The organism is Oceanobacillus sp. M60, from assembly GCF_053839645.1.
In genome coordinates, this window is the sequence record NZ_JBSSNH010000004.1 from 110,507 (window position 1) to 123,814 (window position 13,308).

Below are 13,308 nucleotides of genomic sequence, written 5' to 3' on the forward strand. Positions count from 1 at the left end.
AAAAATTCTTTTTAACCGATAGACGGTTCATCAGAAAATTAGTTAAGGTTATATTTTTTCTTAAAGCGATCCACACGGCCGCCGACTTTGTCAGCTTTTTGCTTACCAGTGTAGAATGGATGTGAATCAGAGCTGATTTCAACTTTTAATAGAGGGTATGTGTTTCCATCTTCCCACTCAATTGTTTCGTCTGATTCTTTTGTAGATCCGCTTAAGAACTTGTAATTCGTGCTAGTATCAAGAAAAACTACTTTTCTGTACTCTGGATGAATTTCCTTTTTCATGTTCTTCTACTCCTTTTTGCCCTGAGTCCCTTGGAAACAGAGTTATTCGAAGAGTCGTTCGCGATGCAATGCACCCTACCTAAACTCACATAGAAAGATTATAACAGTGTATAGAATGAAATGCAATAGAAGTTATTAACAAAAGACAAAATGCATCTGATTCTATTGACGATTCATTCCTTTTCGTTTCATTTCTTCGTCCATCAGCTGCAGGAATTCTTCATTATTCTTAGAATTCTTCATCCGTTTTAAGAAGCGGTCTAAGAAATCATTGGAATCCTGCATGGTTTTCCGCAGCAGCCACATTTTATCTAAATGTGCTTTATCTACCAAGAGCTCTTCTTTACGGGTTCCTGAACGCAGAATATCGATAGCAGGGAAGATTCGGCGGTCTGCAAGATGACGATTCAGATGCAGCTCCATATTCCCTGTTCCTTTAAATTCTTCATAAATCACATCATCCATACGTGAACCGGTGTCTACCAGCGCTGTCGCTAAAATGGTAAAGCTGCCGCCTTCTTCAATATTTCTTGCCGCACCAAAGAATCGCTTTGGACGGTGGAAGGCTGCCGGATCGATACCGCCGGATAAGGTACGTCCGCTTGGAGGAATAACTAAGTTATACGCCCGGGCCAAGCGTGTAATGCTATCCATCAGAACGATGACATCACGCTTGTGCTCGACAAGACGCATAGCACGCTCTAACACAAGCTCCGACACTTTGATATGGCTCTCAGGAACTTCGTCAAAAGTAGAGGAAACGACATCAACGTCCGGACCTACAGAACGTTCAATATCGGTTACTTCCTCTGGACGCTCATCCACCAGCAGAATAATCAGTTTGGCATGCGGATGGTTTTGAGAGATGCTGTTTGCAATTTCTTTAATCAGCATCGTTTTCCCAGCTTTTGGCGGCGCGACAATCAAACCGCGCTGTCCAAAACCGACTGGTGTCATTAAATCCATAATACGTGTAGATAACTGGTTTGTTTCTGTTTCTAACCTGATTGGCCGATTTGGGTAAAGTGCTGTTAAAGCTGGAAAATGGACACGTTCTTTGGAAGAATCCGGGTCTTCATCATTCACTGCATCGACATGCAACAGACCGTAATAACGTTCGTTTTCCTTTGGCGGACGTACCTTTCCGGATACTTTATCTCCATTTCTCAAATCAAAACGACGGATTTGGGAAGCAGAGATATAGATATCCTCTGCACTTGGAGAATAGTTGATTGGACGCAGGAAACCAAATCCTTCAGAAGGAATAATTTCTAAGATTCCATCCATAAATAAAAATCCATCTTTTTCCGCCTGCGCTTTTAATATTGCAAAAATTAGCTCTTTCTTTGTCAGCTTTGCGTAATATGAAATTTTATAATCTTTCGCAAGTGCATAAATCTCTTTTAACGTCATTGTCTCTAAACTAGAGATTGTCAGTGTTGCCATTAAATCACCACGCCTGTTCTAGGTTCTTTTATATATTTTAATAGGACGAATAAACATTGTCCCATCTTTTCATACAGCTTCTGTATTTTATGATAAATAATTTGATGGAGTACACCATCTCTATCTTTCTCCATAGCTGATCGTTTGGTTACCTATTGCTGTCTTATCGTGTATACGCTTCATTAGAATTTCATCCGCTAAAGATTTTAATCAAATGGAGAAAAAACGGATGATTGATTCGTTGACAGCTTATCATTCGTTTCCTATTTTTCGGAAACGATATGTATCTGGTATTATTTTTAAATTTTTCTAACTTCCTTTTTCATCTATCATCGTCTTGACTGTAAAAGTACCATTTTCGTCATGGTATGCAAAACGGATTTCCTTATAATGATATGGAAGGAGTACTAAGAAGACCTGCTCCGGCTGAGAGAAGCAGTTAGAAGCTGTGATATTGCTGCAGATGTCTGGAGATAACAGACACAATCCATGTTATTTATTAGACTGACAGTACTTTTCAGGAAGGCGGGTCATCAGAGTTGCGTATTTTGGTAAGAATACGATATCTCTGTAAAATGAAACTTCCTTTTCTATTTCCCTGTCAGACTTTTATCAAATTGCTTGGTTTGACTAAACATCTATTATCATACTCTTTTACGAATAAAGATTCAATAGACTTTTTTGTCAAAAATAGAGGAATTTTATCATGTTAACTATGACTTTTATCTATGATTCTGAAGTTATCGAAAATGTACTCATCTTGCAGGCTTTTTCGACAATAGAAGTTATTTGAGGACAGGTGTATCTTTTCTATCACTGCGTTTAAAAATATTCAGGAAAACGATACATCGATAAGAAGTATTTGCCAGGCCGCCCGAATACCTCAAAACATGCTATATAATAAAAAAGAAGGAAGCCGCTTCTCTTTTAGAGGATGTTTAAAAAGCAAATAAAAGGACTTGCCGGCTTAAATTACAGCAGTTGGAGGGATGGGAGCCCCCGCGCTGTAAAAATTCGATGTGTCCTTTTATTCCGCTTTTTAACCGTCTCTTTTACGTATTCTGATCTTGGTAAATTTCTGATTCAGTCATTTCTTCCCGCCAAATGGTTGCTCCGAGAGAAGAAAGCTTGTCCGTCAAATTCTCATAGCCGCGGTCAATATGATCCAAACCGGTAATCTCCGTTACGCCATTTGCAAGAAGTCCGGCAATTACCAGAGCTGCTCCGGCACGAAGGTCGCTGGCTTTTACCTTTGCACCTTCTAATTGAGTCGGACCAGAAACAATCACGGATCCGCCCTCCACTTTTATTTCCGCATTCATCCGGCGGAGCTCATCAATATGCTTTAATCGTGCAGAATAAATGGTATCGATAATCACACCAGAATACCCCGCTTGTGTTAATAGTGTTGTAAGCGGCTGCTGCAGGTCAGTCGGAAAGCCAGGATAAACCAATGTCTTGATATCCACACTGCTTAATGATTTTGTTCTGGCAACATATAATTGGTCATTGTGTGATTCAATATTTACATTCATTTCCCGCAGTTTTGCAATCAATGATTCCATATGCTGCGGAATAACATTGTCAATAATCACTTCTTTCCCCATTGCAGCGGCTGCAATAGCATACGTACCCGCTTCAATACGGTCAGGAATAATGGTATGCGTACAACCATGTAAGGAAGGAACCCCGTCGATACGAATCACATCTGTTCCAACACCTTTGATTTTGGCACCCATATTGGTTAATAGCGTCGCAACATCAATAATCTCGGGTTCTTTTGCAGCATTTTCAATGATTGTTTGTCCTTTTGCCTTTACCGCGGCCAGCATAATATTAATGGTAGCCCCAACACTGACGACATCCAAATAAATGCGTGCACCGCGCAGCTCTTTGGCACGTAAATAAATCGCACCCTGCTCATTTGTCACCTCAGCACCTAATGCTTCAAATCCTTTAATATGCTGGTCTATTGGGCGCGGCCCCAGGTAGCAGCCTCCAGGCAAACCAATAACTGCTTTATTAAATTTTCCAAGCATGGCACCCATGAAATAATAGGATGCACGTAATTTTTTGACTCTTCCGTTCGGCAATGGCATGGCAATCATTTTCTCTGGATGGATCGTCATGTCCTGACCATCCCGGGATACTGTCCCGCCAATTTCTTCTAACAGCTGACCTAACGTATCTACATCCGAAATATCCGGCAATCCTTCAATCGTTACTGTAGAATCTGCAAGAATAGCTGCAGGCAATAAAGCTACTGCACTATTTTTTGCACCGCTGATATGAACTTCTCCAGATAATTCATGCCCACCCTCAATTAATAACTTTTGCATGTAAAAACCTCGTTCCTATGGAAGTTATGATCCACAAGTTGTTTTTGTTTATTCAGATGCATATCATCTTTACCCTTTTCTTATTGTCTGTCTTTTTTCCAACTCTATGCAATTATTTTTGATTATTCCAGTCTGCTAAGAATTTCTCAATTCCCTGATCCGTTAATGGATGCTTGACTAAGGACGACAGAACGTTGAATGGAATGGTTGCAATATGCGCTCCGTTTAATGCAGCATCTGTAACATGAATTGGATGACGGATAGATGCAGCAATGATTTCAGTCTGAATCTGATGACGGTCAAAAATAGCTGCAACATTAGCTATCAATTCCATTCCATCCTGTCCAATATCATCTAATCTTCCCAGGAAAGGAGATACATAGGTTGCTCCAGCACGTGCTGCAAGCAATGCCTGATTCGCATTAAAAATCAATGTCACGTTGGTTTTGATATTTAAATCGCTGAACACCTTAACCGCTTTCAAACCTTCAAGGGTCATCGGTACTTTTACCGTAATATTTGGTGCGATGGCTGCCAGCTCTTTCCCTTCTTCTATCATGCCTTCTGCGTCCTCAGCAATTACTTCTGCACTGACTGATCCAGAAACTTCTTCTGTGATTTCACGCAAGCGGTCATGAAAAGAAACCCCTTCTTTTGCTACAAGGCTTGGGTTGGTTGTAACACCAGCCAGTATCCCAAGCTTATTCGCTTCTTTGATATCTTCAATATTAGCTGTATCAATGAAAAATTTCATTTAGATTACCTCCCTGAGATTTTGCAGCAAAAGCTGCACCATCGGTACAGCTTTTGCCTGATATATTTTTATTGATGTGATTAAAAAGTTTCTTATCTGCTCTTTTTAACACATATTTTTAATGAAATCAATTATGCATTATTAGAAGAACCAAATTCACGCATTTTACCGATTACGGTTTCTTTAATCGCTGCAGTACCTGGTCCTAAATATTTACGCGGATCATATAAATCCGGCTTTTGTGCTAATGTTTCACGAATTGCTTTCGTCTGGGAAATTTGATTCTCTGTATTCACATTGATTTTAGCAGTTCCTAATGAAATTGCTTTTTGAATATCTTTTGTAGGAATTCCTGTACCGCCGTGAAGTACTAATGGCACATTAACTAACTCCAGGATTTCTTTCATTTCTGTGAATCCTAAGTTAGGCTCTCCTTGGTATGGACCATGAACGGAACCTAGTGCTGGCGCCAGGCAATCTACTCCTGCTTCTGTCACAAGACGCAGACATTCTTCTTTATCTGCATAGTTGATTCCGCCGATAACACCATCTTCTTCTCCACCTACAGTACCAACCTCTGCCTCAACAGATACACCATGGATATGAGCAAGTTCAACCACTTTCTTTGTTACTTCGATATTTTCTTCGATCGGTGAGTGCGATCCGTCTATCATGACAGAAGTAAATCCTGCATGGATTGCTTCTGCACAGCTTTTAAAGCTGGACCCGTGATCTAAATGAATGGCAACAGGCACGGTTGTACCATATGAATCCATTAAAGATTTTACCATAGCAACTACGACATTGTAGCCGCCCATATATTTTCCAGCACCCTCAGAAACACCAAGAATTACTGGTGACTTTTCTTCTTGAGCTGCTTGGAGAATACCTTGGATATATTCCAGGTTGTTAATATTAAACTGACCTACTGCATATCCATTTTCTTTTCCTTTTTCGAGCATTTCTTTCATTGATACTAAAGGCATACCAAGTTCCTCCTTCAAATTGTCCGCATGAATTTCTGACAACATTCATTACAATATAAGAATACCAATTTCAAGACTTTATCGCAACAAAGTAGCAGTGATTCATTCGTTTTTCTTCAAAATTTCTTCCACAACATGACATAGTTTTGCAACATTGAATGGCTTCGAAATAATTTCCTCAGGTAAGTTTTCCCCCAGTTCCTGTTTTGCAACTTCCGGCAATCCAGTAATGATGATAGTTTTTGCTTCTACCCTCATCTGCTTTATTTTTTGCATGACAGCCTTTCCGTTGTAAACAGGGATATGATAATCCAGAACTACCAAATCGCAAGGGGACTCTGATAAATGTTCAACCGCTTCTTTTCCGTTCTTTGCAAGTGAAGTACGATAACCGGCTGTTTGAAAAACTTCTTGAAGCAACATGCGAATTCCTATTTGGTCATCAACAATGAGGATTGATTGTGTCATACTTACCCTCCGATATATTTAATTTTTGTTTTAAATTTAAAATTCGATATATTTATTTAAATTCCTGCTTATTTATATGGATTTGTTTTTTACCCCCTATTTTAACAAGAATCATTTTACGGCTAAAACTGCAGACCTGATGGCAGTTTCCACCATTCATTTAGATGTGTATTCACAAGCGAAAATTATACACCACCGCTCATCGTTCCTCCCGGCCTTTTGCCAGCCAAAGCAGCCATTGTCTCGATGAGATTCAGCTCCTTTCGCTTTTTTTCAATAAACCTTATTCTTCCAAAAAACAGGGGATAAGATTTACATAACACAATGGTGAATCAGCCGTTTTTTCTCCGGCACTATGGGATAGTATAGATGCAATTGCTTCTGTGATGTATTTCTGCCCACGGAAAATACTTTAACCATACTTTAGCATAGATGTCGAGGAAATTGTTCCTATATTTTATTTTGATAAGCGATTAAAGTACTTATACTTGCTGTTTAACCCAGCGTGAATACAAAAAAAGATACTCATCTGTGATAGATGAATATCTCCTTTTTGCTTTTATCATTTATTTTTTATTTTCCACAGCCGCACCGATAAATCCTTTGAACAATCCTTGCGATCTGGTAGGGCGAGAAGTGAACTCCGGATGGAATTGGCAAGCAATAAACCAAGGATGATCCTGAATTTCAATTGTCTCTACAAGGCGTCCATCCGGGCTAGTCCCAGAGAAAACAAGCCCTTTTTCTGCCATTTGCTCCCGATACACATTATTAAATTCATAACGATGACGATGTCTTTCTTCCACTACTTCTGCACCGTCATACGCTTCTTTTGTTTTCGTGCCTTCTGTTAAATGGCATGGATATAATCCAAGACGCAATGTACCGCCTAAGTCTTCAATATCCTTTTGCTCTGGAAGCAGGTCAATAATCGGGTATGGCGTTCCCGGATTAATTTCTGCAGAATGTGCGCCTTCTAAGCCTGCTACGTTTCTGGCAAACTCCACAGTAGCCAGCTGCATGCCTAAGCAAATTCCAAAGAACGGGATTTTGTTTTCACGCGCGTAACGAATCGCATGGATTTTTCCATCGATACCACGGTCACCGAATCCGCCAGGAACGATAACCCCGTCTACTTTCGATAATGCTGTTTCAATCTCTGCTTCTGATAATAATTCAGAGTTGATCCAATGTATATTGACATTCGCATCAAAATCATACCCGGCATGCTTTAAGGATTCGACAACAGAAAGATAAGCGTCAGGAAGTTCTACATATTTCCCGACCAGCCCAATCTCGACTTTTTTAGAAAGGTTACGAACCTTATTAATAAGTTCCTTCCAGTCGTCCATGTCTGCATCTTGGCAATCTAACCCAAAATGGTTGCAAACAATCTGATCCATATTTTGCTCCTGTAAAGCAATAGGAACTTGATACAGCGTATCTGCATCCATCATTTCAATAACCGATTTTTCATTAATGTCACAGAATAAAGCAATCTTTTCTTTCATTTCCTTAGTAATTGCCATTTCGGTACGTAATACAATCACATCTGGCTGGATTCCAAGAGAACGGAGCTCTTTTACACTATGCTGTGTCGGCTTCGTTTTTACTTCGCCTGCAGCTTTAATGTAAGGAACAAGCGTACAGTGGATGTACATCACACTATTCCGGCCAACATCACTTTTAATTTGACGGATAGCTTCTAAGAATGGCAGTGACTCAATATCGCCGACAGTTCCGCCGATTTCTGTAATAACAACATCTGCGCCAGTAGCTTCACCTGCACGGAATACCTGGTCTTTGATTTCATTGGTAATATGCGGAATAACCTGTACTGTTCCGCCAAGGTAATCGCCGTGACGCTCTTTGCGGATGACACTGGAATATACTTTCCCTGTTGTAATATTGCTGTATTTATTTAAGTTGATATCGATAAAGCGTTCATAATGTCCAAGGTCTAAATCTGTTTCAGCGCCATCTTCGGTCACGAATACTTCCCCATGCTGATAAGGACTCATTGTCCCAGGGTCTACGTTGATGTACGGATCAAATTTTTGAATCGTTACTTTTAATCCGCGGTTTTTTAATAAACGTCCTAATGAAGCTGCTGTAATCCCTTTTCCAAGCGATGATACTACGCCGCCAGTTACAAAAATATACTTTGTCACTTGTTCTCATCCTTCTTTCTTTATTTTATGTTATGCATTGATTAAGTGATTCAGGGAGTTAGCGCCCGTTATCTCTCGCCCGAATACATTTATTTTGAGGCGGAAGGTTTACGGAGGCTTCTCCGTGATAAAATTGGCCGTTCTTTGGAATGATTGTCCTGTCCGTAGCATTTACATAGATGGTAAAAGCTATCACACAAAACTATTTCAATTTATTTCTCTATCTAACAAGAAAAGCGTTTCCCCTCTCATCTCTCAGGGGAAACGCTTTGTAATTATATTCAAAGAGCCCAATAAAGATTCTACTGTTAGTCTATGTAAATGTCAAGCACTGAAAAAAACATGTTTTTTTCCTGTCACGTTCCCGCTTTATTACAAAAAGCTGGAGCAAGTCGAATGATGATCAACTTGCCCCAGCTTATCAACTTTGTACATTAATGATTAACGATCGTCTTCATTATCGTAATCTAATTCATCGAGATCGTCCTTGCCGATAACGTCGTCTACTTCATCTTCAATTTCTTCCAGATCCGCATCTTCTACGTCATCATCGAAATCATCCAGCATATCATCGATGTCTTCATCAGTTATGTCTAAATCATCATGGATATCTTCTGTGTCTTCCACTGCAGCTTTCTTCTTTTTCTTACGCTTTTTCGGTTCTTCCGTAATTTCTTCTTCTCCCTGTTCGACCGAATACCAGCTTTTTAGTCCCCATACACCGGAACCTAATGTTAAGTAACGTCCGTCAACATTCATGTCTGTATAGAATTGTGCAATCAAATTTTCTTTCTGTTCTTCGGATAAGTTTTTTAACTCTGCTATTTGAGAAAATAAATCTTGAAAAGGGATTGCTTTATTTTTTTCTTTTAGAATGAGGGAACCTAATTCAATCATGGATAAATCGTCAATTTGCTCTTGTGTTAATTCTTTCAAACTCACGCTCATGCACTCCTTTTAGAAAATAATCATACCCATCTATGCTATCAATGATTATTATATATGCTATTTTGAGATCGACACCAAAATCTATGGTTTATAAATAGATGTTATCATGACTCATAGTGACCGCTACGGAAAAACACTACGCTTTCCGTGGGCCCCGAGCTCATCTCCTTTAAAGAAGACTTGCTGATTGGCAAGCCGTCAGGCGCAGACAGAAGCATAGTCGCACTTATGCCCTGCGGGTAGAAAAAAAGAAGTACGCTTTTTTTCTGCGGAGTCTTCCCTCCGCGCTTTCCCACGACGGACAGGACGTCCTAGTGTCGGTCGTTGGTCACAGGACGTGACCGTTCTTAGCCGACCAGGAGTCTCCGTATTTTTCCTCTGGGACTGGGACTGCGATTACTCGTCCCACCGAAAACCATTGCGGTTACTCGCCCCATCAAAACCGTCGCTAGCTAGTATCGCCAACATAATTATTCACTTATATCAACCAATGATTTGGATGAACATCCCCAATTCTTCACAATAAATCTATTTTACATTATAAACACATTTGATTGCAATTATCCAGTGAAAGTTGTTCAGATCTACGCTGGATTTAAACATACCATTTCTTCTGCTTCTAAAGGAGCACGAGCTGGTATTACAAATGCCGAGACGGGTTTCTGGATATTACATGTTCCGTCTGTATTGCCCGCCGACTTCATAGAGTGCTCTGGTGATTTCTCCAAGGCTTGCGTGGCGGACAGTGTGCAGCAGTTCTTGGAAGATGTTTCCGTCTGTTACTGCTGTCTGTTTTAATCGTTTTAGAGCTTCTTCTACATGATCTTTATGCTCTGATTGAAAACGACGCAGTTCATTAATTTGATGCATTTTTTCCTCTTCGGTTGCCCGGGCAAGCTCCATGGAATCAATGTCTTCCTCTGAAGGCGGGTTGGGATTTAAATACGTATTCACCCCTACGATCGGCAATGCTCCCGAATGCTTCTTTCCCTCATAATAAAGCGATTCCTCCTGAATTTTCCCGCGCTGATATTGGCGTTCCATCGCCCCCAGGACACCACCGCGGTCATTCATCTGTTCAAATTCCTGCAGAACCGCTTCCTGCACAAGGTCGGTTAATTCTTCAACAATAAAGGATCCCTGTAAGGAATTCTCATTTTTCGCCAGCCCAAATTCTTTATTAATAATCATCTGAATCGCCATCGCCCGGCGGACAGATTCTTCTGTCGGGGTCGTGATTGCTTCATCATAAGCATTGGTATGCAGGGAATTCGTATTATCCTGAATAGCTAATAATGCTTGCAATGTGGTGCGGATATCATTAAAATCAATCTCCTGCGCATGCAGGGACCGCCCTGAAGTCTGCACATGATACTTCAGCTTTTGGCTGCGTTCATTGGCACTGTATTTTTCCTTCATGGTAATTGCCCAGATTCTTCTCGCTACCCGGCCTATCACGGTATATTCCGGATCTAGCCCATTCGAGAAGAAGAAAGAGAGATTCGGTGCAAATTTATTAATATCCATTCCGCGGCTTAGATAATATTCTACATACGTAAATCCATTTGCTAACGTGAACGCCAGCTGGGTAATCGGATTCGCGCCGGCTTCTGCAATATGATAACCAGATATGGAAACAGAATAATAATTACGTACCTTATTCTCTATAAAATATGCTTGAATATCCCCCATCATCCGCAGGGCAAATTCAGTTGAAAAAATACAGGTATTCTGCCCTTGGTCCTCTTTTAAAATATCTGCCTGCACGGTCCCTCTGATGACAGAAACAGTATCTGTCTTAATTTGACCAAATTCCTCACTGGTTGGCGGCCGTCCCTGCTCCTCGGTAAACTTATCCACCTGCTGGTCAATGGCCGTATTAAAATACATCGCTAAAATAATAGGCGCCGGACCATTGATTGTCATCGAGACAGATGTTAAGGGGTCTGTTAAATCGAAACCGCTATAGAGCTTTTTCATATCCTCTAATGTACAAATGTTTACGCCGCTGTTGCCAACCTTTCCGTAAATATCCGGACGTTCTGCAGGGTCTTCTCCATATAAAGTAACTGAATCAAATGCTGTAGAAAGTCGTTTTGCTTCCTCCCCTTTAGACAGATAATGGAAGCGGCGGTTGGTCCGTTCCGGTGTCCCCTCACCGGCAAATTGTCTGGTCGGATCTTCTCCCTTTCGTTTAAATGGAAATACGCCTGCTGTATAAGGAAAGGCTCCGGGAACATTTTCCCGCATTAACCAATAAAGGCGGTCTCCCCAATCCTGGTATTTCGGCAGCACTACTTTCGGAATCTTTAATCCCGAGAGAGACTCTGTTGTTAAATCCATCGTAATCTCTTTATCTCTTACTTTAAACGTAAAGGTATCCCCAAGATAGCTTTCTTTTAATGTCTCCCAATTTTCCAGCAATTGTCTGGAGTTTCCGTCTAATTGCTGTTCATAGCTTGTAATGATTTGATCCAATGAAGCCGCAATAGCTTCCTCCGCATCTTCCTTAGCTCCGGTTAATCGATAAAGTTTAGAAGCAATTTTCTGCTGCTTCCCGGCGCGCTTATCATAATTCCGGACATAGGAAGCAATCTCCCGTAAATAATGCCTGCGCTCATTCGTAATGATTTGATTTTGCTTTTCGGAGATAACATGACGCGGAAAGGAGACCTCTGCTTCCCACTGATAATCGGCTTTTATCCGGTCAATCAAAGACCCAAACAAAGCATTCGTTCCTTCATCATTAAACTGGCTTGCTATTGTGCCGAAAACAGGAAATCGGCTTTTATCCTCATGAAACAGCATATGGCTGCGTTCGTATTGTTTCCGGACTTGATTCAGCGCATCCTCTGACCCCTTTTGTTCAAATTTATTAATCACAATAAAATCGGCATAATCGATCATATCTATTTTTTCTAATTGCGTCGGCGCCCCAAACTCCGCTGTCATCACATACATGGATAAATCCGTAATATCTGTTACCGCAGCATCACCCTGCCCAATCCCGCTCGTTTCGACAATAATCAGGTCATAGTCTGATGCGCGCACGACATTTATCGCATCCTGAATGGAATCGGAAAGCTCTGTTCCAGAATTTCTGGTCGCCAGCGAGCGCATATACACCCGCTCTGAAAAAATCGCGTTCATACGGATACGGTCACCAAGCAATGCTCCACCTGTTTTTCGTTTGGATGGATCGATAGATAAGATAGCTATTTTCCGCTCTGGAATTTCATTTAAAAAACGGCGGATAAGTTCATCTGTCAGCGAGCTTTTCCCTGCTCCGCCTGTTCCTGTAATTCCGAGAACAGGGATTTTCTGTTTTTGCTGCTCTGAAAGTTTTTTTAATACCTGCTTTTTCGTTTCTTCCTCCCCATTCTCCATCAAGGTAATGAATTTACCGATTGCTAAGCGATCTCCTTCTTTTAACCGCTCCATATCTTTTTCAATATCAATCGGCGGAAGAAAATCACATTTTTCCAGCATCCGGTCAATCATCCCCTGCAGACCATACTTTCTCCCATCCTCGGGAGAAAAAACCTGAGCTACGCCATAATCATGAAGCTCTTTGATTTCACGGGGGAGAATCGTCCCTCCGCCGCCGCCTAACACTTGAATATGAGCCGCATCCAGTTCTTTCAACAGGTCAATCATATATTTAAAATATTCCACATGCCCGCCCTGATACGATGAGATAGCAATCCCCTGCGCGTCCTCCTGGATTGCTGCGTAGACGACTTCTTCTACGGAACGGTTATGTCCAAGATGAATAACCTCGGCACCGCTCGCCTGCAAAATGCGCCGCATAATATTAATGGAAGCATCATGCCCGTCAAACAGGCTCGATGCCGTTACAAAACGAATAGGATGCTTTGGCGAATAACGTTCTTCTGTCATGCTTATCCCCCT

At 41.1% G+C, this 13,308-nt stretch carries 9 protein-coding genes; all 9 read right to left on the reverse strand.

Features of this window, described 5'->3' with window-relative positions; all coding sequences use genetic code 11:
- Positions 1-38: 38 nt before the first annotated feature.
- On the reverse strand, positions 39-284 hold the full coding sequence (locus ACW0TQ_RS11250) for a type B 50S ribosomal protein L31 (RefSeq protein ID WP_042529468.1): 246 nt from the start codon (positions 282-284) through the stop codon (positions 39-41).
- A gap of 162 nt (positions 285-446) precedes the next feature.
- A complete protein-coding gene (gene rho, locus ACW0TQ_RS11255) occupies positions 447-1,730 on the reverse strand; it encodes a transcription termination factor Rho (RefSeq protein WP_042529466.1) in 1,284 nt (427 codons plus the stop codon).
- A 1,052-nt stretch (positions 1,731-2,782) separates the two neighbouring features.
- A complete protein-coding gene (gene murA, locus ACW0TQ_RS11260) occupies positions 2,783-4,069 on the reverse strand; it encodes a UDP-N-acetylglucosamine 1-carboxyvinyltransferase (protein ID WP_042529464.1) in 1,287 nt (428 codons plus the stop codon).
- Between the two features lie 112 nt (positions 4,070-4,181).
- Positions 4,182-4,823 carry a fructose-6-phosphate aldolase gene (fsa, locus tag ACW0TQ_RS11265; protein WP_042529462.1) on the reverse strand — a complete coding sequence of 214 codons (642 nt, stop codon included), beginning with the start codon at positions 4,821-4,823 and terminating at the stop codon, positions 4,182-4,184.
- Positions 4,824-4,954: 131 nt separating this feature from the next.
- Complete coding sequence (gene fba, locus ACW0TQ_RS11270; protein ID WP_042529460.1) at positions 4,955-5,809, reverse strand: class II fructose-1,6-bisphosphate aldolase; 855 nt, start codon at positions 5,807-5,809, stop codon at positions 4,955-4,957.
- Between the two features lie 102 nt (positions 5,810-5,911).
- Positions 5,912-6,277, reverse strand: a complete 366-nt coding sequence (locus ACW0TQ_RS11275) for a response regulator (protein ID WP_042529458.1) — start codon at positions 6,275-6,277, stop codon at positions 5,912-5,914.
- 566 nt (positions 6,278-6,843) lie between these two features.
- Positions 6,844-8,448, reverse strand: coding sequence for a CTP synthase (gene pyrG / locus ACW0TQ_RS11280; RefSeq protein ID WP_042529456.1), 1,605 nt, complete (start codon positions 8,446-8,448; stop codon positions 6,844-6,846).
- A gap of 441 nt (positions 8,449-8,889) precedes the next feature.
- Positions 8,890-9,390, reverse strand: coding sequence for a DNA-directed RNA polymerase subunit delta (rpoE, locus tag ACW0TQ_RS11285; protein ID WP_042529451.1), 501 nt, complete (start codon positions 9,388-9,390; stop codon positions 8,890-8,892).
- A gap of 675 nt (positions 9,391-10,065) precedes the next feature.
- Positions 10,066-13,296 carry a fused isobutyryl-CoA mutase/GTPase IcmF gene (icmF, locus tag ACW0TQ_RS11290; RefSeq protein ID WP_455725670.1) on the reverse strand — a complete coding sequence of 1,077 codons (3,231 nt, stop codon included), beginning with the start codon at positions 13,294-13,296 and terminating at the stop codon, positions 10,066-10,068.
- Positions 13,297-13,308 lie beyond the last annotated feature (12 nt).